The sequence below is a fragment of the Paenibacillus silagei genome, from assembly GCF_017874735.1.
Classification (GTDB): Bacteria; Bacillota; Bacilli; order Paenibacillales; family Paenibacillaceae; genus Paenibacillus_AQ; species Paenibacillus_AQ silagei.
Genome location: NZ_JAGGLV010000020.1, coordinates 80996 through 106228 on the forward strand (window position 1 = coordinate 80996; position 25233 = coordinate 106228).

At 54.2% G+C, this 25233-nt stretch carries 16 protein-coding genes; 2 read left to right on the forward strand and 14 right to left on the reverse strand.

Going from position 1 to position 25233, the window contains the following annotated elements; translation table 11 throughout:
• Positions 1-204: 204 nt before the first annotated feature.
• The gene (locus J2Z70_RS24485) at positions 205-4539 is read right to left on the reverse strand and encodes an endo-1,4-beta-xylanase (RefSeq protein WP_209877522.1); all 4335 of its coding nucleotides are present in this window, start codon (positions 4537-4539) and stop codon (positions 205-207) included.
• A gap of 240 nt (positions 4540-4779) precedes the next feature.
• Here J2Z70_RS24485 and J2Z70_RS24490 point away from each other — a divergent pair, with 240 nt between their 5' ends.
• Positions 4780-5478 carry a right-handed parallel beta-helix repeat-containing protein gene (locus tag J2Z70_RS24490; protein ID WP_209877524.1) on the forward strand — a complete coding sequence of 233 codons (699 nt, stop codon included), beginning with the start codon at positions 4780-4782 and terminating at the stop codon, positions 5476-5478.
• A gap of 26 nt (positions 5479-5504) precedes the next feature.
• On the opposite strand, the gene J2Z70_RS24495 is transcribed toward J2Z70_RS24490, so the two are convergent.
• The 13 genes from J2Z70_RS24495 to J2Z70_RS24555 all read right to left on the reverse strand — a co-directional run bounded on the left by J2Z70_RS24495 (position 5505) and on the right by J2Z70_RS24555 (position 24200).
• Entirely contained in the window at positions 5505-7880 is a 2376-nt protein-coding gene (locus J2Z70_RS24495) for a glycoside hydrolase family 95 protein (RefSeq protein ID WP_209877526.1), read from the reverse strand.
• Positions 7881-7974: 94 nt separating this feature from the next.
• The gene (locus J2Z70_RS24500; RefSeq protein WP_209877528.1) at positions 7975-9708 is read right to left on the reverse strand and encodes a hypothetical protein; all 1734 of its coding nucleotides are present in this window, start codon (positions 9706-9708) and stop codon (positions 7975-7977) included.
• Between the two features lie 91 nt (positions 9709-9799).
• Positions 9800-10672: a carbohydrate ABC transporter permease gene (locus J2Z70_RS24505; protein ID WP_209877530.1), complete on the reverse strand. Its 873-nt coding sequence runs from the start codon at positions 10670-10672 to the stop codon at positions 9800-9802.
• Between the two features lie 27 nt (positions 10673-10699).
• Positions 10700-11566, reverse strand: a complete 867-nt coding sequence (locus J2Z70_RS24510) for an ABC transporter permease (protein WP_209877623.1) — start codon at positions 11564-11566, stop codon at positions 10700-10702.
• A gap of 132 nt (positions 11567-11698) precedes the next feature.
• Positions 11699-13291 (reverse strand): extracellular solute-binding protein, encoded by a 1593-nt coding sequence (locus J2Z70_RS24515; protein ID WP_209877532.1) that lies wholly within the window; start codon positions 13289-13291, stop codon positions 11699-11701.
• 348 nt (positions 13292-13639) lie between these two features.
• Entirely contained in the window at positions 13640-15895 is a 2256-nt protein-coding gene (locus J2Z70_RS24520) for a helix-turn-helix domain-containing protein (RefSeq protein WP_209877534.1), read from the reverse strand.
• Positions 15896-15913: 18 nt separating this feature from the next.
• Positions 15914-17092, reverse strand: a complete 1179-nt coding sequence (locus tag J2Z70_RS24525; protein WP_245368494.1) for an MFS transporter — start codon at positions 17090-17092, stop codon at positions 15914-15916.
• 31 nt (positions 17093-17123) lie between these two features.
• Positions 17124-18107, reverse strand: coding sequence for an ROK family protein (locus J2Z70_RS24530; protein WP_209877536.1), 984 nt, complete (start codon positions 18105-18107; stop codon positions 17124-17126).
• A 43-nt stretch (positions 18108-18150) separates the two neighbouring features.
• Positions 18151-19329, reverse strand: a complete 1179-nt coding sequence (locus J2Z70_RS24535; protein WP_209877538.1) for an ROK family transcriptional regulator — start codon at positions 19327-19329, stop codon at positions 18151-18153.
• A 164-nt stretch (positions 19330-19493) separates the two neighbouring features.
• Positions 19494-20105, reverse strand: a complete 612-nt coding sequence (locus J2Z70_RS24540; protein WP_209877540.1) for a GNAT family N-acetyltransferase — start codon at positions 20103-20105, stop codon at positions 19494-19496.
• A gap of 65 nt (positions 20106-20170) precedes the next feature.
• Entirely contained in the window at positions 20171-20746 is a 576-nt protein-coding gene (locus J2Z70_RS24545) for a TetR/AcrR family transcriptional regulator (protein ID WP_209877542.1), read from the reverse strand.
• 435 nt (positions 20747-21181) lie between these two features.
• Entirely contained in the window at positions 21182-23128 is a 1947-nt protein-coding gene (locus J2Z70_RS24550) for an alpha-L-arabinofuranosidase C-terminal domain-containing protein (RefSeq protein WP_209877544.1), read from the reverse strand.
• 58 nt (positions 23129-23186) lie between these two features.
• Positions 23187-24200: a glycoside hydrolase family 5 protein gene (locus J2Z70_RS24555; protein ID WP_209877546.1), complete on the reverse strand. Its 1014-nt coding sequence runs from the start codon at positions 24198-24200 to the stop codon at positions 23187-23189.
• A gap of 187 nt (positions 24201-24387) precedes the next feature.
• Here J2Z70_RS24555 and J2Z70_RS24560 point away from each other — a divergent pair, with 187 nt between their 5' ends.
• Positions 24388-25197, forward strand: coding sequence for a helix-turn-helix transcriptional regulator (locus J2Z70_RS24560; RefSeq protein WP_209877548.1), 810 nt, complete (start codon positions 24388-24390; stop codon positions 25195-25197).
• The last annotated feature ends 36 nt before the right edge of the window (positions 25198-25233 follow it).

Here is a 25233-nt window from a genome sequence, read left to right on the forward strand (position 1 = left end):
GTTCCAGGCACTACTCTCCACTCATCAATGTCCAAACGCTCCAAGCGGCTCACTCTCCCTGTTGACATCCACTCGCTCCTAGCGACACCTCTATCCATCGATTGTCCTCCCACATGGTACGCTCCCTCCCATCGCAAAAAGCAGCGGCCCCTTACCTGGGAGAACCGCTGCTTGGATCAGTGCTATAGACTCGCGGATACTACTCTACTGATTGAGGCTGATTATCCGGTATACTACCACGGCAGCCTGCTCCTTGGTCATCTGGGCCTTCGGCAGGAAGTTGCCGTTCTGTGCGCCTTGGATGACTCCGGCAGCCCGCAGCTTCTCAATAGCGCCCGAAGCTTCCCCGCTCAGCTGGTTCAGATCCTTGAAGCTGTGCACAGCAGGGGAATCGCCCTTCAGCACGATCTGCTCCAGCTGGACGAGCCGGTTCAGCATGACCGCCATTTCCTGACGGCTGAGTGTAGCGTTGGGACTGTAGAGCCCGTCTGCTCTACCTTTTACAATGCCTAAGGCTCCAGCAATGTGGATAGCCTCGGCATATGGGGAATCCATGCTGACATCCTTGAAGCCTGGAGCGGCTGCGTCAGCGTGAAGGTCAAAAGCATCGACCAGAAGCTGGGCAAATTCCGCACGGTTCATCAATACCCCGGTCTCATAGGAAGCCTCTGCTCCCAGAGGAAGTATTCCTTTTGCAGTCAGAGCTTCAACACTCTCGGCTGCCCATTTGCTGCCCTTGTGATCGGTTAGCTTCACCGTGGCAACCGCATATTGTCCAAGCTCCTTGGTCTTGAAGGAGACATAGCCTGTAGCCGGATCATACTGACGATCCTTCACAACTACAAGCCGCCCATTCTCCAGCACCTGATATACCACAAGCTGGTGCGCCCGCTCGCCTGACTTAAGTTCATAAGGCAGCAGCAAGGTAAGCGCCGTTGCGTCAACTGCTGTAATCTTGGCTCCATGGATAGTGAGCGAGAAGTCCAGTACAGCCGCTCCATTCAAGCGGGCCTTCACATCTGCCGGCCATCCGTCCTGGGCCACACGCTTCACTTGAAGCTGTAGAACATCTCCTGCCTGTGTATCCTGCAATTTCAGCAGCTCTGTATTCAGGCTCAGAACCGCCCCGAAGCCGCTCTCAATCTGAATCTCCTTAATCTTCGGCTGTGCGGCCAGACTCTGAAGCGGAAGCCCGAGCTGTAGCATTTCGGCTCCTGCCGCAGGTTTAACGGCGATCTTCAGAATGCCGCTGTCCAGCGACTGAAGCACCGCCTGGCGGACGGCCTCAGGCATGAGATTCACATGCAGGATTCCTGCCTTATCCGGGGAAGCCTGAACGGAAAGCTTGCCGTCCGTGAAGTTCACTGCCGCCGGAGCAGGTGCCTTCACGGATGGTGTCGAGCTTGACGATGGATACGTAGAAGTCCCGTCTGTAGGGGTTTGCGGTGCCGCCTCAGACGCCACAAAGGTCAAAATCCCGAAATTGGAGGTGTCCCGCCAGGTATCCTCTCCCCTGTCATTCCACTTAATCGTACTGCGGGTGCCGTCGCCCCGATCATCATTGATCTGCAGATCAAGCCCGATGGAGCTTCCCGCCTTTGCCTTAATCGTGCCGAAGTCGATCTGCGCTTCCACGCGGTACCCGGTGTCCGTATGGACTACCGCGCTGGTCAATCTGCTATCCGAGGCGCCTCCGCCGAAGGAAGCCACATTATTAATATTAATCCGGTATTGGCCATCATCCCCCTCGTAATAAGGGGTTCTGTTGAAATTCTCATCGATGAAGATTTCCACGGAGTCCTGATCCCATGGATTTACAGCATCTGCCTTCAGAACGGCATCCTTCACGTCTACGATCAGGTAGAGGCTGTCCTCCGACCACATTGATCTGGCTTCTGCGGTGGTGCTGTAAGGCGAGGAAGCCAATTTAACTTCAAAAGGCTTCGCCAGCTCCCATACCGCATCCATCTGCCCGTCAATCTGCACCTGACCCTTCACTGACTCCGCTGAATTAGGCATTGCAGAGAGCTGGAGGACTCCGTAACGGCTGGTATCCGTATCCTGGGATTGGCTTCTATCATTCCAGTAGGCAGGAACAGAACCCGGAACACTGGCGTCACTGACACGGATATCAAGACCCAACTCCGCGCCTGCGGAACCTTTGACGGTTATAAGCGGAATTTTCGCTTCAATGATATAACCGCCCTCACGTTCTGTGCTGGTGAAGCTGACTCCTTCGGTCCCGGAGCCCGAACGCAGTAAGCTGATCTTGCGGTCATCCGGCTGATAAGCCGTAGTCTTCCCATTGTTCTCATCCAGGAAAAGCTCAACCTTGTCTTCCGCGTTCCGACTAGCATCGGTAACGTCTGCCTTCACATACAGATTGTTCGTATCCCACAGCGTATGAACCTTGGCAGTTACTGTACTGCCCTGTTCCAGCGGAATCCCTGCTGTTTTGCTCCACAGGGCTTGCCCGGCTTCGCCTGTCTGAGGCGTACCCTCCAGAGCCACAGCTACATTATGGATGTCCGGCAGCTTGGAGGGATCAGCCGCTCCCCAGAAAGCAGGCTTCGCCTTCAGCTGCTCATCGAATAACATGGCATGGTTATTGTAGCTTTTCTCATCCTGCACGCCCCAGATAGAGACCGAGGAGATTGTGTCCTTGTACTTCTTGTATAACTCGAACAGATCATTATAGCGCTTGCCCTGCCGTGCAGCGATATCCGCCGGCAGCGGGGAGGACGGGCTAATGCCCGAATCGACATCCAGCTCGGTGATCTGAATATCCAGCCCCAGCTGGGAGAACTGCTGAATCGTCTTCTCGATCTCCGGAATGGACGGTGAATACAGGCCATGGTGAGACTGGAGGCCCACGCCGTCAATCAGATTCTTCGCCTTGAGCGTCTTCAGCAGCTTGTAGATATGCTCACGCTTTTCGGGAACCTCGGTGTAATAGTCATTGTAATAGAGCTTCGCTTCCGGGTCGGCCGCACGTGCGAATTCGAACGCCTTCTCGATATAATCCGGGCCTATCAGGGTATACCAAGGCGTGATTCTCATGCCGTCCGGACCGCCGCCATTGTCGGCAATCGCTTCGTTCACTACATCCCAGGCGTAGATTTTGCCCTTATAGCGGTGCATAACCGTCTCGATATAACTCTGTAGGCGCGTAAGCAGCAGTTCTCTGCTGGCCGGCTGGCCGTCAGGACCCGTGAACATCCACTCCGCAGCATCGATGTGCCAGAGCAGTGCGTGTCCGCGAAGTCCCATCCCGTTTGCCTGGGCAAACTCCACATATTTATCCGCACCGTCGAAGACATAGGTGCCTTCGGAAGGCGCAAGGAACTTGGGCTTCATTTCATAGGTGGCTGTGATGCTGTTGAAATGCTTTTTCAGCAGCTCTCCGTAGACCCCTTCCATTTGCCAGGAATACGCTGCGGCTCCGATGGCGAAGTCACCAGCGTAGATGTCTTTTAACGACGGAATATCCTGTTCAATGCTCAGCTCTGTAGCAGGCTGGGCGGTTACATCATCCACATAGAAGGATAAGGTATCGACGGTATCCTCTGTAATATAAGGCGTCTCCACGAACAGGTTCAGCTCGGACGGCTGGTCGCTGTACTGGAAATTCCCCTTCAGCAGATGCCATTGATCCCACTCATCAGCCTTAATGCTAACCTTATCAATCGCATTCCAGCTCTCGGAGCCAGCCTTCTTATACACGGTCATTTGCAGGCTTTTGTCTGCCTCCGGCTTCTCCTTCAGGCGGACATACAGCGAGAACTGGTAGCTCTTGCCCGGCCGCAGATGCTCCTTCACACTCAGGCTTGGCCCGTAGAAGCTGCGCTCCCTTCCCTCTACCAGCATACTGTGAGTTCCGGTATTGGCCGTATCCTGACTCACCGACAACGATTCCGGGCCAATCCGGTGCTTCCAGCCCTGAAGCGTTCCGTCTTCAAAATCCGTACGCAGCCCTTCCTCCCCCTCCGGGACGTCAACCGCAGCGGCGGTAATCTTGATATCATCCAAGTAGAATGCAGTTCCTGCTGCGGCTTCCGCATAGATCTCCGTGAAGCCTACCTTATCGCCTGTAATATAAGTACCTTCCAGATAAGTCCATTCCTCAGACCATTGCCCGCCGTTCAATTCCGCTACAGCCTTCCAATCCTCGGCTTCGCCGATTTTGGTATGTACCGTGAATTTGACCGGCGCCGGAGATTTCACCCATGCTCCCACGGTGTAGGCTGTATTCGGAGTCATCTGGTCCGTTAGCAACTGATTGGGCCCTTCCCAATCCTTGGTCCGTCCATCCACATACAGACTGTAGGAGCCTCCATGATAGACTTCCTTCGTTACCGTTAGCTGTTCGTCGCCTTTCTTGGTCCAGCCCTGCGCGGTGCCATCCTCATAGTCCGAAGCGAGAACAACGGCCGGGCCTCCCTCGGCCGCCGCATAGAGCGGTGTCCGCATGGGCAGCACCGAGGCTGCGAGGACGACCAGCGCCAGCGTGAGGCTCATTATTCGTTTAGGCTTGAGCATCTGTACCCTCCTTAGATTCATCATAATAAAGCGTTTACATAATGGATTATAGCCGATTGGAAATCGTTTACAAATAACAATTTGATAGGATTGATAACAAAATGATAAGCGGGGCTGGGGAAATTAGCGGTTTTCCGCATACACCCGGCTCCCCCTCGCGCCAGCACAATGTAATCGGTTTAATACGAAAATAAAAGTCGGGATGCGACTGATGCACCCGACTTATTTTCATTCCTGGGGGTGACAAGGCCTCTGTCTTGTCATGCCTGTTTTTCGATTACATTTGGCCCGCACACTACCACCCAGCGCAATGTGGTCGGTTTTCCGATTACATTCGGTCCGCACATCACCATCCAGCGCAATGTAATCGGTTTTTTTGATTACATTTGGCCTGCACACTACCACCCAGCGCAATGTGGTCAGTTTTTCGATTACATTTGGCCCGCACACTACCACCCAGCGCAATGTGGTCGGTTTTTCGATTACATTTGGTCCGCACATCCCATCCGGCGCAATGTAATCGGTTTTTCGATTACATTTAGTCCGTATGGCACCGTCCGGCGCAATATAATCGGTTTTTCGATTACACTTAGTCCGTATGGCACCGTCCGGCGCAATGTAATCGGTTTTTCGATTACACTTAGTCCGTATGGCACCGTCCGGCGCAATGTAATCGGTTTTTCGATTACATTTAGTCCGTATGGCACCGTCCGGCGCAATGTAATCGGTTTTTTGATTACATTTAGTCCGTATGGCACCGTCCGGCGCAATGTGGTCGGTTTTTCGATTACATTTGGTCCGCACATCACCATCCGGCGCAATGTGGTCAGTTTTTCGCATACATTTGGCCCACGCGCCTACCCGAACAACGCAAAAACAGCACACTCCATCCATCTGAAGTGTGCTGCAAACTGTACAGACTATATTTACTCGGTCTGATTTACTCTGCTTTATTTACCATACTACTATACTGCTGCATACCGGATAACGACACGTTCCCCAGCCTGCATCTGAACACGCACCAATCCATCTGATCCAGGCTCCATCTGCTGCCGGAGCTCTCCGCGCTCCACAGTTACCGGACGTTCTGCCATAATGGAGCACTCTCCACCAAGATGAGCGGTAACCTCCGCTTGTCCGAGAACGCCAGCACTCCAGGTCAGGTTCACCTCATAGCCGCCGCGCGCCCGCAGCCCCTTCACTCTACCTTCGCTCCAGCTTGAAGGCAAGGCGGGCAGAAGCTCCAGATAACCCTGGTGGGATTGCAGCAGCATCTCGGCAATTCCGGCTGTAGCCGCGAAGTTCCCGTCAATCTGGAACGGCGGATGAGCGTCGAACAGGTTCGGATAGACACCGCCGCGTTCATTGTTAACGGCCTCCGGCTGAACCAGCGTCAGCAGGTTCGTGATCAGTTGCTTGGCGCGGTCACCCTGTCTGAATCTGGCCCATAGTCCGATTTTCCAGCCCAGGCTCCAGCCGGTTCCGCCGTCTCCGCGAATCTCAAGCGAGGTTCTGGCTGCTTCATACAGCTCGGGAACTAACTTCTCCGTGATCAATCTGCCCGGGTAGACCCCGACCAGATGGGAGACATGGCGGTGATGCACATCCTCATCCTCCATATCCGCTGACCACTCCTGAAGCCGGCCGCCTGCACCTACCTGCAACGGCAGCAGCCGCGCGCGAGCAGTCTCCAGCTCAGCTGCAAATTCGCCGTCCAGCCCAAGCAATCCGGCAGCAAAGCTGCAGTTCGTGAACAGCTCCGCGATCAGCGACAGATCCATGGTTGCCGCTTCGCTGACGGCATACTTCTTGCCGCCGTCTACGATTTTGTGCTCAGGAGAAGTGGATGGTGAGGTAATCAGGTACCCGTCCGGGTTCTCGATCAGCCAATCCAGGCAGAACAAGGCCGCTTCCTTCATCACAGGATACGCGGTCTCCCGCAGATAGGACAGATCGCCGCTGAAGGCATAATGCTCCCACAGATGCTGGGTAAGCCATACCCCGCCCATCGCCCAGGATGCCCAGACCGGATCTCCGTCGCCGTAGCCGCCAACGGGAGCCGACTGCGCCCAGAGATCGGCGTTATGATGGGCTACCCAGCCGCGTGCGCCATAGTTAATCCGGGCCGTCTCGCTGCCGTTGACCGCCAGCCTCCGGGTATAGTCAATCAGCGGCTGATGCAGCTCGGACAGATTGCAGATCTCTGCCGGCCAATAATTCATCTCCGCATTGATATTCAGCGTGTAATTGCTGCTCCACGGCGCCCGGGTATCCTGATTCCAGATGCCCTGGAGGTTCGCCGGCTGTGTGCCGGGGCGGGAGCTGGCAATCAGCAGATAACGGCCATAATGGAACAGAAGCTCTACCAGCCCCGGATCATTGCTGCCGTAGGCGGCAATTCTCTGATCTGTCGGCATGCCCTCCGGAGCCAGGCTCTCTCCCAGATGCAGCTCTACCCGGTCAAACAGCTCCCGGTGGTCGTCAACATGACGGCCCAGCAGCCCGGCATAAGGCTCATTAGTGATACGCTGTACCGTTTGCGCAGTCTGCTGCCGCACATCGTAATCCGCCTTCACTGTGCCCGATTCCGCATCGAACGAGGTCGCCGCACTGAAGTATAGAACCGCTTCCGTTGCGCCGGTAACTTGGATACCGTCAGCAGTAGCTTCCAGGCGGCCTCCAGTCTGGACCGCAGCCAGACGGCCGTGGAACTCCAGACTCCGGGGGGACTCTCCACCGTAACGGACCGGCTGATCGACTTCGTAATAATTCGGTGCTACATATTCAGGAGCATGTCCGGTAATCGTGTAGTGCTCCCCTTCTGCTTCCGAACGGTGGCGGAGCGGACTGTCCAGCTTCGCCCGGAAGCTGAGCCGGTTCTCCTCGCTGGCCGTTAAGCGGACAATGATCGCCTGGTCCGGGTGAGAGGCGAAGACCTCCCGGGTATAGCGGACACCGCCGATTACATAGGAGACGGTACCAACACCTGTGGACAAGTCCAGCTTCCGGCTATATTCCCCGTCTATGGTCTGCCCGTGCTCCATCGTAAGCAGCAGATCCCCGAACGGCAGGTAGGACTGGGCGTAGGGGCCCATCATTTTTTTGCATAGCTGATCCGCTTCTTCATTCCTGCCTTCTGCAATCAGCGCCCTGACCTCAGGGAGAACCTCGCGGGCCTCCGGATTATTCCAGTCTGTCTTGTACCCGGACCACAGTGTGTCCTCATTCAGCGCCAGACGTTCCTTCTCGATGCCGCCAAAAATCATAGCCCCCAGCCGTCCGTTCCCGACTGGAAGCGCCTCCACCCAATAAGTGGCGGGGGTATTAAATGAAATATTCATTGCGCAGCTTACCTCCATACACCGTAATTTCTAATCTGGCTGAACCCTTAAGTCCTGATAAATCCTGATAACCCTTTCATTATATAGGCATCTGTCAGGAAAGACGAATCCGCAGGCTATATTCCAGAGGAGTGATGAGTGTTACGATGACTTTCTGGCAGCCTTCGGGATAGCTCATCCCGCGGATATCGGCCAGGTGATGCTCATGACAGCCCTGCTCAAGCTCCATCCAGTCCTCCCCTGCGCTATAGCGGAGTGTTCCGGCGGTCCAGAAGGAAGCCTCGCTCATCCCCGGCACCGGCGTCAGCTCGGAGCCCTCAAGTCTGCCCTCGCTGCCGAAGAGCAGGACGATCTGGGTCAGCACATCTGCCGGAGACGGCGCTGAGAAATGCAGATCCCAGCCAGCTTCCCACTCGCTTACCTTCACGCAGACACTGCTCGTCTGGTTATGGGTAAGCGGCCGCTCTCCATGAGGCAGCAGATACCACGGGCTGCAAGGCAAGCCGGTCCGGGATGGCAGCTTGTCCCCCGGAATGGTGCCGTAATAGCCCTTTCCGGCTACAGACTCCAGACGATAGCCGCCCGAAATCTCCGTCAGCGTATCCATCGTAATCAGTCCAGGCTCGAAGCTTGAAGCCAGCTGAACCCCAAGCAGCCTTGCCCGGCCATGCCGCAGCGAGAACAGCGAGGAAGCCTCGGTCATCACGCTTACACTGGTCTCTCCGCTGCGCACACGGGCAACCGGAGCACCGAATTCCGTATGCTGCTTGCTGTGGCGGACAGGCCCGCCGTAGCCGTCCTGACCGATTCGGCCCATCAGCTCCTGACGATTAAACGTGCCATTGATCACCTTGCGGTAGCTGTCCGGCAATTCTCCCGGCGAGACTGAAGCCGCCTGCATCTGCGGATAGAGCAGGAACCCCAGCATAATCTGATTGGGCAGCGAACCCGGATGGATAACCGAGCGGCCTGCCAGCTCCGCAAGAGCAGCGAATTCCGGGTCTCGGTCATGCTCAGCCATCAGCTGGTAGCACAGATAATAGTCAGCCAGCGAGTAGACGCTGCCGAAATCCTGCCGCCCCGAGTAATCGGTGACCACCTCACCATCCGGGTGAACCAGGTATTTCATCATCCGCAGATTCTGGCGGACCGGCTCCAGCAGCTCTGGACGGTTCAGATCCTGCGCGGCGTAATAGAGCATGATGTCGCTGACCGTATTGTAAATTCCGTTACTCCGCTCCGTCCATTCGCCGTCCGGCGTAATGTCCATCCCCTCCTGAAGCCATTCCCCGGCTCTTGCCTGTAACTCCTCCAGGGCAAATATCCGGTACAAAGACCCCAGCGCGGCAGTCAGCACCCAGCGGTGATTGGGGGTATGTACACCCCCGGTCAGCATCGCCGGAATCGTCCGCACAAGGAAGGCTCGAATCTGATCCGTCACCGGCTGCAGCGGCGGCCAGCTCTGCCGCTCCAGCAGCGTGAGGATATTGGCTAATCCGACCACGACGAACGCCGTATCCGGCGGGGAATGATAATTCGTCCAGCCCGGCGAGATCGTGCCGTCCTCATGCTGGAAGCGCAGCATGAATGCCATCCCCTCATGCAGCTGCTCCAGCAGCTCCAGATCCCGGTAATACCGGGACTGCGGATTCACCAGGGCTGCCGCCCATGCCGCCAGATACTGGGCCGTGCCGGTATGATTCGGCCAGGCTACACCGCTCAGCGGATCACGCACGCCCCCGAAGTACCGGCTCTCCCGCTCACTGATCTGCAGCTCCATGGATTCCTCTGTCCATTTGTCATTAATGTCCGTTATCTTCTTGAACATCTGCTCGACTCCCCTATCTGCCAGCCCTGTTAGGGCGTGATTTATACTGAACCTGCACCCACACCAGCCAATACAGTACCAGTCAATAGCCTCAGCCCTTCACGGCTCCGGTCATTACACCCGAGACGAAGTATCTTTGCAGCCATGGATAGACGAGCAGAATAGGAACTGTGGCGAACATTACAGTAGCCGCCTTCAGACTCTCCGGCACAACCGTGCTGACCGCGTTCCCCTCCATTCTCATCAGATCGGATACCTGGCTGTTCTGGATCATATGATAGAGCTTAAGCTGGAGCGGATACAGCTCCGGCTTCGTGATATACATCAGCGTATCCTGAAATCCGTTCCATCTGCCGACGGCATAGAACAGGCTTAGGGTAGCAAGCACCGGCATGGATAACGGCAGAATGATACGGATCAGCGTCCCGAACTGGCTGCTGCCGTCAATCTCAGCAGATTCCTTGAGCGCGTCAGGAATACCGGCCAGAAAAGAAATCAGGATAATCATATAGAAGGGGCTAATAAGTCCAGGGAGAACCAGCGCCCAGATCGTATTGAGCAAATGCAGCTCCCGTGTCAGAATATACTCTGGAATAATACCGCCGCTGAAGAACATGGTGACGACAATGAGGAACATGAAGATTTTACGGCCCTTCAGATCCTTCTTCGACAGGGCATAGCCCGCCGCAACCGTCATCATCATGCACAGCGCTGTGAACAGCACCGTCAGGAATATCGTGAAGCCCAGCGAGCGGATCATCGCAGCATCACTGAACACTTTTTTATACGCCTCAATATTGAAGTCCATAGGGAACAGAGTGACTCTGCCCGAAGCAATCGGGACGGTTCCGCTGAAGGAGACCGCGAGAATATGCACGAACGGAATCAGACATGCCAGCACCGATAAGGTTAAGCAGATCACAATCCATGTATCAAACGCCTTGTTAGCTGCTCTTTCATTCATAATGTACACTCCCGATCCAAAGGTTGATTATAGGATGCTCTCGTCTGTAAGCTTCTTGGAGATATAATTCGCCGCCAGCAGGAAAAGAAGTCCGACCACCGCCTGGAACAATCCAACCACCGTAGCCAGCGTATACTGCCCCGATTCCAGACCGATCCGGTAGACAAAGGTACTCAGCACATCCGAGTATTCCATAACCGCAAGGTTACCGATTACGAACGGCCGCTCGAAGCCAATCGAGATCATGTTGCCCAGATTAATGATCAGCAGCGTAACAATCGTCGGCTTGATCCCCGGAATCGTAATATGCAGAATGCGCTTGATTCTTCCGGCCCCATCGACCTCCGCCGCTTCGAAGAGCTCTTTATTAATGCCCGCGAGTGCCGCCAGATAGAGAATCGTCCCCCAGCCTGCGCTCTGCCAGACACCAGTCAGCAGGTACGTGATCAGCCAATAATTTTTGTCAGAGAGAAAAGGAATGGCATCCAGCCCCAGGCTCGTTAACAGGTTGTTAATCATCCCGGACTGCTGGCCAAAGAGCTGGTACACAATCCCGCCGATGATTACCCAGGAAATAAAATGCGGAATATACAGAATCGTCTGAGACAGCTTCTTGAACCAGACCACCTTCAGCTCAAATAGCATAATGGCAATAATCAAGGGGGCGGGAAAAGAAACGATCAGATCCAGAAAGTTCAGCATCAACGTGTTGCGTAAGGTTATATAAAAGTCCTGATTCGCAAATACCTCGCGGAATCCGTCAAGACCAATCCATTCACTGCCACCAATGCCTTTGAAGAAGTTGAAGTCCTTGAACGCAATCTGCACACCATACATTGGACCGTATTTGAAAATAATAAAGAACAGCATGGGTAAGACCAGCAATGCGTACATCTGCCAATTTCTGCGGAAATAACGGGTGTATCCCACAACGATTCCTCCTCCACTGTGCCCCTGAGGCTGTAAGGGGAAGCAGCCAAGACCGGCAGCCCTGCCGCTCCCCTCCCTCACGGACCTCGAATTCAATTATTTCTGCTCGCTGTAGGCAGCCTTGCGTTCATCCAGAATGGCCTGTCCGCCGCTCGACATGTAGTCCTTCAGCATACTCTCATAGGTGACTTCGAATTCACCAGGGGGGACCATTGTAGCTTTCACCATTAGCTGCTTGATTTTATCGCTAAGTGTCGTGCCGTATTTGCTCTCGGCCTCAATCGGACGGCTGGTGAACACCGGCTCAATCGGGTTAGTGGTGGAAATCGTCAGTGATTTCGCGATGATGTCCTGATACTGGGTGCGGAAGCTCTTCACGAAGGCCTCATTATTCTTCTCCTGGCTCTCAAAAATCCGTCCGTTCGCAATAATCCCGATATCCCCGCCGCCAGACAGCTTGTTCGAGGATTCGACAGACAGATCCGGAATGGAGACCGGCACGCCGTCTTCCAGCGTATAATGCTCGCCTTCAATCCCGTTCTGGATATATTGCAAATGACCCTCTGTAGACATCCAGTCCAGATACTTGATAGCTTCCACCGCATGCTTGCTGGACTTCGGAATCATAATGTACATCCCGTTCGGAGCAGATACCGGCTTGGCCGTCTTCCCCTCGCTGTTCGTGAACGGATCAATGGCGCTCAGCACAGCCTTCGGGTTATTCTTCGTCAGAACATCATAAGTACCGTCAGGGTAGAAGATCGCATCGTTATCATCGCTGAATGCGCCCACAAGCCCGTTCCCGATATTCTGCGTAAGGGTCTCTTTATTCTCATCCAGGGCAAAGTCCTTGCTGATCAGCCCTTCGTTATACAGCTTGTTCATATATTGAATGGCATCCTTGAATCCGGGCAGCAGAATCGGGTAGTCTCGGGAGCTGAGATTCTGCGTAAGCTCGAAGCGCTCCTGCTCGCTGACCGGCTTGATGAAGGACCAGACCAGCGAATCATACTGCGCCGCTGCAATCGTCATGCCCAGAGGAATCACTTTGCCGCCGGTTTCACCCGGATCTTTGGTCTTGAAGGCGGTCAGTGTATTATATAGCTCCTCTGAGGTAGCCGGAACGGGAAGCCCCAGCTTATCCAGCCAATCCTGACGGATGAAGGAAGCATATTTACCTATCGTAGAGCGTTTGGCGGGAATGCTATACTGGACGCCATCGTATTGACCGTAGCGCAAAGTATCCTCGCCAAGGAACTTGGTCAGGTTCTGTCCGTGTTCTTGCAGCAGCGGAGTCAGATCCGTCAGCCCGCCTTGCTCGGCATATTTGTTGAAGGTCCCGGAATCATAGGTGAAGACGATATCAGGAACATCGGTTCCGCTGGCCATCAGGACATTAAGCTTAGTCACTTCTTCCGAGCGGGGGATAGGAACGAATTCCACATTAATATTGTTAGCCTTTCCGAAATTCTCTTTAACATAATTGGTGAGGAAGTTATCGGATGCCGTAACACCGGCCGGCGCATTGCCACGGTCAAAAATTTCGATCTTCAAGCTGCCGGCTGGTGCTGCACCGTTGCCGCTTGCTTCACTGGAATCTTTAGACGAGCATGCAGACAATACCATGGATGACATAAGAACCGCTGAGAGACCGAGAGCCAACTTTCTTTTACCGTTATCATTTGTCATATTTCCTATCACCTATCCCTTTCGATTTCTGATTTCAATCAGCCTGTTGTCTCTGTATGATGCTTACGGCTTGACCATGTGATGAATTATTACATCGTTTGCGGAATTCGACAATATACATGTTTCTTATTGAATTTTCATGAAAAACCCAATGGAATTGCAGCATTTTTCATTCTGAATATACAATTATCGCAGGAATGCTTCACGAAAATCGTATCCATAAACCTAAATATCTAACTCATATATAACTAGTCATGTCATGTATTTACTACCCATTGCACCAGACCTCCCACAATAATCAAAAAAAGCGCAAACCCGGAATCAGCTGAAGCCGGATTTACGCATTGCTTATTCATCTTTATGGAGCTTCGATTTGCGGTAATCCCCCGGGGTCATGCCCGTAATACGCTTGAAGACCCGTCCGAAGGTAATGGAATTAGCATATCCAATCTGCAGGGCAATATCCTGTATGCTCTCTGAAGTCGTCTCCAGCAGTTCCTTGGCCTTCATCAGCCGCAGCTCTGCGAGAAAGTCCACGAACTTCATATTGAATTCTTCCTTGAACAGGTAGCTGGCGTATTTCGCAGAGATCTGGAACCGCTCGCTCAGATGATTCAAGGACAGATCAGGATTCGCATAATGCTCTTCTATATAATGCTTAACCTCGGTAATCATCACCCGGTGGCTCTTCAGCTCATTGACCGACACATAGACATGGTAGGTTTCATTCAGCCAGCCGGTCAGCAGCTCCCGGATCTCTTCAAGATTGGTGCTGCCCCGGATGCGTTCCCGCAGACCGCTGCTCCATGCTGCCGCGAGCTGACGGTCCAGCGTCTCCGCTATCCCCTTAAGCTCCTGCTCCAGCGCCTGGAGCAGCACTTCCAGCAGCATATAGATCTCTTCGTCCTTCAGGCGGTCCTTGCGGAAGGAATCGAAGATTTCGTCCAGCCGGATTCGCCAGTTCTCGCCCGACAAGCGGAATTCACGGACCAGCTGGGTGAAGCTTCCGAAGTATTTATAGCTCTTCAATCCGGAATCGTCCTGCTGATCCATTTGGACTGCAGCAATATCTGTTCCCAAGGCCAGCCTGTGACTGAGCACCTCAGCCGCTGCCGCGTAAGAATCCCGGATCTCCCGCCAGTCCCGGACGACCGTACCCACTCCGAAGGTCAGGGATACCCGCAGATTATCCATAATCCAGCGGTGGCAGTCTCTTGCCAGCTCCAGCATCGTATCACTGTCATCCTTCACCGGCTGGAACCGGAGGCCAATAATCATCCCCAGCCGCTCCCCGCTGATCCACTCGGCCCAGGCTTGAAGCTGCTTATCTGCCATCAGGTCACCCAGTACATTGGTTAAGGCGAATTTCAGCAGGTTCTGATCCTGAGCAGGCAGCGCATGCCAGTCCTTCTCCCGGTTCAGCTCGGCTGTGAATACAACGAACGCTTCGAACTCCCTGGTGCCCTCGAAGGGGTCCAGCGTCTCCAGCCGCTCTGCCACATCCTCCAGCCGCTGCCCGCTGAGGAAATCCTGGAACAGCTCCCGTCGCTGAATGACCAGATTCTCATAACGTTCCCGCTCATAGTCGGTAGTGATCTGCACCAGCCGGTCCAGCGCATTATGCATCAGGGCCAGCTCATCGGAAGCTACGCCAGGTGCGGCATTCTGGGCCGCAGGCTGAAGTCCTTGAATCCGCACCATCAGTTGATGGATGGGCCGGTAATTCCGCCGGGTGATGTAGATGATATACACTACGCCCAGCGCAATCGTCAGCAGCCCGAGAATGAACCAGACGTAGGAGATCACCGAGATCCAATCGAATAAGCGCCCGGCCCGGAGTCCGCTCTCGAAGGTCCAGCCCAGATTCTTCGCCTCGACCTTCGAGAGCGTTCTGTTATTCTCGCCGTCTGCGGCCGGAGCAGAATCATAGATCGCCGTTCCCGAGACATCCTTGATCCGCAGGAAGGACAGTTCTCCACTCGTCAAGCTGTCCACTAGACGCTCTACGCGGTACACACTGACATTAATAACAATATAACCGTCGGAGCCCCAAGGAATCGGCAGCCTGCTGGCCAGGCTGATCACCGGCCGCAAGTCCTTAGAGTTCCTGGGCTGAACCATCCGTACAGCGCTCCACCCCTGTTGCTGCTTATTCTTATTCGCAGAGAGCTGCTGCAAATATTCTGCCTCCAGCCCTTGGCCCTGCCCCGGATTCACGTATCCGCTCTGGCCCAGCATCAGCTTGTCCTTGTTACGGTAGACATAGATTGAATCAATCAGGCTGAAGCGTTCGGATAGACGGTTCATACTTTGCACAATTTCATACGAGCTGCCTGCCGGTGAGTCCGTGCCGGAGGGCGCATCCAGGAAGTCATTATAGGAATAGTTATTTCCGATCTCCTGCAGCACCCCCAGCTCTATCTCATTCAAGGTCCGCTCCACCGTATCCGCCACATAGCTGGTGGATACGTAGTTAGCCTTCTCCGTCTCGCTGCGGGACAGCTCCGTAATGACCATGAAGGCCAGGAAGATTAGAACAGTGACTACAAGCAGGAAGACAGGGAAGTATGAGAATAGCATCCGACTATACCAACTGCGCTTCATAGAGCTTCCCCCTTCTTCTTATTCAGACTGCTGCTTACGTGAAATTGAGCTTACCTTGTACAGCAGCAATGCGCCGAGCGCGGCGCTGACCGTACAGGAGAAATACATCAGTCCCGGTCCGCCGGTCTCCAGCAGATACCCGTTCAGCAGATTCCCGGCAATGCCACCAAGACCGACAAACACCATATTGAACAGACTTTGTCCTGTGGCTTGCAGCTCTTTACCCGTAATGGAGGCCACATATTCTACGGCTGCAATGTAGAAGAAACCAAAAGACATGCCGTGCAGCGTCTGGACACCTATCATAACACCGGGAACAGGAATGAGCCATTGGATCGCCCAGCGGAGCATGTAGACAACGGAGGCCAGCATCAATGTTTTCTCATAGCCGTACTTCTTCAGGACTCTTGCGGCCACGAGCATTGCCGGAACACTGGTAATGGAAGCAATCATCAGGGCGATGCCTGACCACGCGAAGCTCCCGCCCGCCATCTGGAAGGTCAGCACAAAGAAGGAGTTGAAGGCCGTAAGCGTCTGGTTCACCAGAAAACAACCGGCGAGAAATAGCAGAAAGACCCGGTTACCCAGCAGTTGCCTGATTCCGCTGGTGAACGTTACATGCTGCGCCCGCCGCTGCACATTCACGGGAATGGTCATCACGAGGATAAGAGCAAGCAGGTTGAAGAGCAGGAAGGGAATCCACAGCTCGGTGACCCCCATCCAGTTCAGATACAGTCCGCCGAAGTACCCTCCCAGCGCCGTGCCGATACTGCCGAACAGCCGGATGGTCCCGAACGAGGTGCCTGCGGCTGAAGCTGCATTCACTGCATAAGCGTCGGCAATCGGCGTCTGGGTGCTCTGAAAAATCGTATACAAGCTGTATACTAGCACAATGACGACAAGCCATTTTACATTGTAGAGATAGACTATGGTGCCGGGAACAATCAGGGTAAGCATTAGTACCAGTCTTGTTCGTTGATAGCGGTCCACCAGAATTCCCCATAACGGCTGAAACAGAATCGCCAGCAAGGTGCCGAATGCCATCATCACTCCAATCCTCTGGCTCGTCATGCCCTGATGAACCAGAAGAGAGGTGACATAAGGGTTGAAGCTGCCCCCGGCCAGACCTGTGAACAGGTACAGACCGCGCATCTTCAGCAGGACCTCGCTCTCCTTGCTGCCTACAGAGAATCTCATTATACTTGTTCCGCGTCTCATATTCATAGCCTCAATTCTGTCCGGTTCCTGCGCTCAGCCTGCTTCGGGCCGCCGCCGCAGCACCTATTGCTCCCGCCTGATTGCCGAGCACCGCCTGCCGGACAGTTAAGGATTGCTCAGGAGTATACCGGCTGATCCGCGCTGCAACCTCCTGCACATAGCCCGGGTTCTTCTCCACAACACCACCGCCGAGAATGACCAGCTCCAGATCCAGCGTAATCGCTATATTCTTGACCGCCGCCGCCATCTGTTCATACGCATGATCCAGCAGCGCCAGTGCCGTCTCATCCTGCTGCTGCGCGGCTGCAAATACATGCTCCGCCCGGACCGCATCGCCCTGCGCCAGTTCTCTGATCAATGAACTACTGTTGTTCCCGTGCAGCCTGGCCGCCGCCTTCGCCCCGATTCCCGTGCCGGATACCTCCATCTCAAACGGGCCGAACTCACTGTACTCCGGATCGGCAGCAGCATGAACCGCTCCCGGCTCAACGATGAGATAGCCAATCTCACCCGCAGCGAAGCTGGCTCCCCGGTAGAGCTGGCCGTTCAGGAACAAGGCGCTGCCCACACCAGTACCGACTGTGATCATAATGAAATGCTCAGATCCGGCAGCCGAGCCTGCTGCATACTCGCCCATAGCTGCCATGTTCACATCATTATCCAGCACCACCAGTCCGGGATAATAATCGGCAATTACCGGACGAATATCCGTGGTTGCAGGCCAATTGAGCGCCGGTGCGCTGGTCAGTGTTCCGGTACGCTCATTCATGACTCCAGGGAACCCGATGCCCACTCCCTTCAGAGAAGCGAGCGTAGTGCCGTTACGCTTGCAGAGCTGCTCCAGTTCGGCGAATAACCAGCGGAAGAACACCTCCGGCTCCCGGCTCAGCTGCGTTTCCACCTTGTACTGTTCAAGCACCGTTCCTACTTCATCTGTGAGGCATAGCAGTGTCTTGGTGCCGCCAACATCAATTCCGGCAGTTAACATATTCATCTAGGATTCCCCCGTCATTCTATAAAATATAAGCTTATGCTCCTTATGCCCGCATCTCACGAAAAGCCAATTGGACCGCGGTCTGGACCGCTCCAAGTACCACATCCTTGTCCCCGTGGCTGGAAGCAGCCAGCCGGGGCTTCCGGTGAAGCCCCCCGAGCCGGGATTCCAGTCTCTCCAGCAGGATATCCCCATGGCTGCCCAGTTCGCCTCCAAGGACCACAGTCGTTGGAGCCATCACGGTACAAATACTGCCCACCGCCTCTGCAAGCAGATTGCAGTAGGCCTCGATAATAGCCAGTGCAAGAGGCTCGCCTCTGCGCACTGCATCCCATATCTGTGCTGCCGTTCCTCCAGGTGTAGACAGCAGATGCGCTGTATCACCTGCGCCTGTATATTCTTTTGCCATCCGGTTGGCCAGTTGCCTTAATCCGTCTGTAGACAACACATCCTCCAGCCTGCCTGCGCTCAGCATCAGATTGGCTAGTTCGCCTGCACCGCCGCCAAGCCCCCGGTAGATCTCCCCATGAATAATGAGACCGCCCCCGGTTCCTGCGCCGATGGAGAAGTACAGCAGAGAGCCGCTTGCCGCCATCCCCGAAGAGGTATACTCTGCCAGAGCGGCGAGGTTGACATCGTTCTCCGTCACGACAGGCACGGGGATCAGCCGGGCCAGATTAGCCCTCGCGAGCACCGCTTCACACCCGCGCAGCGGGGCAACCAGGTCAGACACGCTTCCATCTGCCGGGTCCACCACGCCTGGAATGCCGAAGGCCGCCGCCCGCAGCTTCTCCCGGGAGATCCCGGAATCCGCAAGCAGTCCCTCTATGCTCTGAACCAGGAAGTCTTGACACACCGTCTCTGTCAGCCCGCCCTCCGGCATAGCCAGCTGCTTGTAATAGCAGATCTCTCCGCCCATATCCGCAAGTGCTATCCGCAGACCGCTTCCCCCGACCTCGGCCCCTAGGGTATAGAAGCATTTCGGGTTGAATTCCACTAGTGTTGCCTTGCGGCCCTGGGTGTTCTCCGCTCTGCCGGTCTCTCTGACCAGTCCGCGTTCTATAAGATGAGCAATGGCCGAGGATACCGTAGGCTTGCTTAAGCCGGTATACCGGCTAAGATCCGCTCTGGATTGCGGTCCGCCGCCGATGATCTGGTCCAGAATCAGAAATTCATTCAGATTGCGCATGACCTTTGGGGTCCCGGCTGTTTGAATTCTCACGATTCATACTCCGTTCTATATATAGTTAATTAAGTTTACTAACTTAATGTATAGTCTAATATACAGTCTTTCGGGCGATTTATCCAGCCCCTCTTTCCTCATCTCCCCCTCTCCCAAAACACGAAAATTCCCGATCCTCCTGCGGATCGGGAATGAGTGCCGGGCTAATTCAGCATTTTCTCCATATGCAGCACTTTGTGGAAGCCGGCCTGAGCGGAGAACAAGCGGGTATTCTGTACCTTGAAGGTCCGGAAGCCCACCCGCTCATACAGCTTCTTCGCCAGCGGATTCGTATCGACAACCTCCAGCATCACCTTACTGCGGTCCGCCTCCCGGGACCACGCGAAGACGGCCTCCAGCAGCCGGGTTCCGACGCCCAGCCCTCTGGCCTGCTCGGACACTACAAGCGGATCGATATGCACTGCATTAGAGGGGGTATTGCCATTGAGCAGGCGGTAGAAGCCATAAGCTGCGTAACGCCAAGCGCCGCCGAGCACACCGAAGGTCTGTCTGAGCGAACGGTAGCTCAGCATCATGAAGAAGCCATCGCCTGTCTCCAGACCGGCAAAGCCTACGACCCTTCCCTCATACACCGCGTACAGGGCGTTGTCATAACGCAGGCAGCGGCTCAGCACCTCCACAATATCCTGCTCTTCACGGGAGAAGATCCATATTCCACTGAATTTCAAGGTAAAAGCCTGATAATATAGCCTGGCGACCTCACGTTTTTGTTCTTCATCCAGCCGGCTCACAATCTCTACTTGCAGCGTTGACATACAGGTTCCTCCTTATTGTTCCACTCCAGATTCTATCCACCTTAGGGAACCAGCCCGCTTCACGGTTACCTGCTGTCCCCTTGCCCTGTTCTGCCGAAGCCTTGGAGGACTGTATTAACCAGCAGCTTCGGAGCGTCATTCTTCGCCAGATTCCCCTTCTGAATCTCCTGCCAGGCAACGAACAAGAGATTATACATGACCGTGATGATCCAGTGGGCGGGCATTCCGGTATTCAGCAGACCGCGTGCCTGCCAGCCCTCCACCGCTTCACGCAGCGGCTGCTTGATCCTTGCTTCCTCGGCTACAATATGCGGATTCTCGTCCACTGAGGCTGCAGAGCTGAGAAAAGACACCTTGCCGCCCAAAGGAATCAGCACCTCGAACACTTCCGTCAGGAATGGGAGCATATCATGCTCCTCTGCGGTAACTCCCCCGAGCGCTTCTTCCACCAGCCCGATCGCATTCAGCGCCAGCGCATCCAGCAGCAGCTCCCTGGTAGAGAAATACCGGTGCAGCGTCGCAATACCGATCCCTGAGTGATCTGCTATCTCCTGCAGTGTAGCCGTCGGCTTCATCGCCAGCAGCTCCGTCGATGCATCCAGAATGGCCTTCCGTTTGGTATCTTTAACACTGGTTTTCATGAATATAGGCCTGCCTCTGCTGTAGGATGAGTGATATTTCAGTTAACATAATGATACTTTAATTATTATAATGATATGTTTATCTATCATTTGAGTTTATTTTATACCGGGAGGTGGGTGGTGTCAAACCTCCAATGCGCGTTGGCGAAGGGTTAACTGTATTTCATGCAACTAAACTGAACAATGCTGGCTCTATGTGCGGTTTAATTGCATTTGGTACATCAATTTAAAAGTAAATGATCTAAAAGTCTGCTTTCGCCTCATTTTAATTGTACAGAATACAGTTAACTCAGCTTATCCGGGCTTTAGGCTACTTTTAGATGTACTGAATACAATTAAACTCACTCTTACAAAAAGAAGGGAAGACGGCAACCTCACGTCTCCCCCATATTCCTTTTATTTGATCTTTCGAGCATTACTTTCGCCCAAATCACCTTACCTTACCCCGCACTCCATCCGCAGCACATGAAAAGACTTCGGCCCCAGCTCATACACCATCGAGTCCGCGGTTTCAAGCGGCACAAGCTTAGGCGCGATGTTGCGCGGAGCCTCAATAGAGTTCACGTCCGCCTCCTGCCCCTGCATGACATACGCCACCCCGCGTCCAGTTAAGGACAGCGCGGTCTCCAGTTCTACCTGAACCTTACGGTCCAGGGTGTTCACCAGCTTCACATAAAGGACTTGCTGCTCCTCATCATAAGAAACAGTGTAAGGAATCTCCTCCTGATCATGTACGGTCTGGAGCACCTTTGTTCCCATCAGCGTACTGTACATTTGCTGCACATAATAACTTGGCGTACCGTAGCTGCTCTCCCCATCGAACCAGATCATATCCGGCGACCACTGAGCGTAGCCGAGTCTGGCGAACAACGGAGCGTAAGAGGCCAGCACGACAATGTCGGCATTGCGCTCCAGGCCTGTCAGGAATGCAGCTTCTGCCAGCGCAGCGCCCCAGCTGTTGAAGTGCGGCGAATTCATCCCGTTGCCATAGTGACCCGCATATTCCCCGGCGAACACCTTGATGTCTCTCGGATACTGATCATAGAAATGCACATTCTCGCACAGCCATTCCGGCTTCACATAATAATGCTCATCGATAGCGTAGACGAAGTTCGGATTACCCGCAGCCCGCTTACGATAATATTCCCACGCCCGGGTGTAGTTGTCTGAGCTGACATCCGGCCCCGCAGACCCGATTAGCTGCACAGATGGATACTTGGCATGAATCGCCTGCTCGAACAGATCGTACCTGGTGAAAAAGTCTGCATGCTCCGTCTCCCACTGCTCATTGCCGATTCCAATCATCTCCAGACCAAACGGCTCTGGGTGACCCATCTCACTCCGCAAGCGGCCCCACGGTGAATCCACCGGTCCGTTGGCGAATTCCAGCAGGTCCAGCGCATCCTGGATATACTCCTGGAAATCTTCATCATGCACGCCCACATGCTCTGTAGACTGGAACTGGCAAGCCAGCCCGACATTCAGCACCGGAATCGGCCGCGCTCCCAGATATTCACACAGCAGAAAATACTCATAAAAACCGATCCCCAGACTCTGATTATAGTGGCTATACTCGCTCGTGTACTGATTCTCTTCATGATTGCCGTGCAGAGCCCAGCGGCTGCTGTTATTCTTGCGCTGCTCGGCGGCTCCCACACTCCGCTTCCATTGGTAACGGTTCTCCAGGTTATAGCCCTCAACAATACACCCTCCGGGGAACCGCAGGAAGCCTGGCTTCATCTCCTCCAGCAGCCCGACCAGATCCCGGCGGAACAGACCCAGCACCGCGTCGGAGGGAATCATGGAGACGAAGTCGAAGCAGACCATACCCGGAGCATCCAGCCGGATGACGAAATCCCCATACAATACAGGCTCATTGCAGCTAAGCTGCGCTGTATAACGTGTCCACTCTTCCCCTACCGCTGTCGCGATGACAGCCTGCGCCATAACCGTACTATTTTGCTCAACCGAAACTTCAATGCCGCCTGCATAACCCTCCGCTCTGGCATAGAAGGATACCTCATACGATAGTCCCTGCTTCAGAGAGACTCCATCATAGGCCTTATTGGTAAAAGCTTTCTGCGTCTCCCCGGCGGTAAACGCCAGATAATGAGGATTCACCTCATTCTGCGGATGCTCCGCCCCAATCTGAAGTGTGGCTCCACTTGCCTCTGCGGGATAAGCTGTCCAACCATAAAGACCGTCATGACTCTCGCTGTAGCTCTCCCTGTCACCCTGCGCCTTCATGAACTCAAAGGAACGGTTCTCAATCATCTCGGCATGCAGCCCGCCGTCCAGACCATAGTTGATATCCTCGAAGAAGAGCCCAATCATCCCCTTGGATATCGATACTCCAGGCTTATCTGTAATTTGTAGTTTCATTTATTTCCCTCCGCCACTTTCCCTTGTCTGTATTTCTTCCAGTTCTCTCTATCCACGCCTACAAATAAGAAATAATCTCAGACGTAATGCTGCTGTCGTAGCGGTCGGAGATGCCGAAGTCCATCTTTTTATACGTCCATGCGGCCCGCCCGATCTTGTATTGCTCGAACACCCCGTGCACGTCCTTGTACCAGTTCACCACGCTCTGAGATGGGGCTTGCTCAATGACTCCATACTCGCCGCAGTACAGATACACATTCCGCTCTGCTGCAACGTCGATGGCATTCTGGATCAGGCTGGTCATGTATGCTGGACCCATCTCGTGGATACCTTCTGCATGCAGCCCCGAGCCGAAAGCGCCAATGGCCGCCGAAGTGCTGCGGTAGTTCTCCAGGTCACCCGGATAGTCCATGCTGCTCTTTGGCATCTGCTCCACCCAAGCCGCACGCTGGTGTGTGAACAGGAACGGCTCATAGAAGTGGAAGGTGTATACGATATTCTCATCAAAAGGCTGATCCAGCAGCCCGAGGGTATGCACGCTGTTCCACTGGATGCCGCCGATGACAATTTTGGTCTCTGGGGCATGCTTGCGGATCTCGGCAATCGTCCGTTGGGCCAGCGCATTCCAGCGGCTGCTGTCCTGCTCCACAATCTCATTCAATAATTCAAAAGCCACAGTATCCTTATAGTCGGCATACCGGCTGGCAATCGCCTTCCACAGATTCAGGAACCGTTCCTGGAGCGCCGGGTCATCGAACAGGGAATTCTCGGCCACGCTATTGAAGGAGAAGCCCGGCGTCTTATGCAGATCAATAATAAGATTCAGCCCATTAGCAGCACACCAGCGGATGCAGTTGTCGATATGCTTGAACCCGGCGTAAGCCTCTGCATTCCCTGTATCCTCTATCACTTCATAATCCACCGGCAGCCGGACATGGTCCAGGCCCCACGAAGCAATCGTCTCAATATCCTTCTCCGTAATGAAGCTCTCATAATGGGCATGCTGATACGGACACTGGGACAGCCAGCCTCCGAGATTCACCCCTCTGGTATAACCCGTCCATTCTTTCATCACGATCATCCTCTCCGGCCTCAGCCTTCATTGTAAGCTCTTACTCCTACCTGTCTTAAGCATAGATAAACCCTGGCCGCAGGACAATTACACATCGTGCGTAAGTACTAACCTATTGTGCAATCTCCCTTTGCAAGGCAGCCTATTTGCTATTACAATAGATCTATCTGCTATGTGGGAGGCTCCTATGAACATACACAATATCGGCTACAATCACAGCCATGACGCGGACTTCATCATTAACCGGCCCCAGGGCTCGGGCGACCATATGCTATTGCTGCTGAAGACCCAGGCCATCTTCACTTTGGAGGGAGAGAGCCGGGTGACAGGGCCGGACTCCTTCATCCTGTACAGCGAGCATACTCCTCAGCTCTACCGGGCATACGGGCCGCAGTTCACCAATGACTGGTTCCATTTCCGGCTGGACAACCCCGACGATGAAGCGCTGCTGGAGCGGCTGGCGATCCCCAAGGATGAAGTCATCCCGATTGGCGACCTGAACGAGCTGTCGATCATCATTAACCATTTGTGCTATGAGGTGTATTCCGAGAACCCGCATCAGGACGAGACGATCGAATTATATCTGCGCCTATTCTTCATTAAGCTGAGCAACCGGATTCACTCTACCCAGAAGGAAGTCGGCAACACGCACTTCAACAAGATGTCCGTCATCCGCACCAAAATCTTCAACCAGCCCTTCCTGAACTGGACCATCGATGGGCTGTCCCACGAGTTGACCATGAGCCGCTCCTGCTTCCAGCACCTGTATAAAGATTACTTCGGCGTAAGCCCGATGGCCGACGTTATTGCCAGCCGGATCGAACATGCCAAATACCTGCTCACCACCACAGACATCTCCGTCAAAAAAATCGCCGAAATGAGCGGCTACGCCAGCGAGATCCACTTCATGCGCCAGTTCAAGCAGCAGACGGGGCTGACGCCGTCACAGTATAGGAAAAAACAAAAAATAACCCCAAAAAGCGGGGTATTACCTTGAAACAAGTAGAGTGCTTAATGCGGGCTTGGATGTACA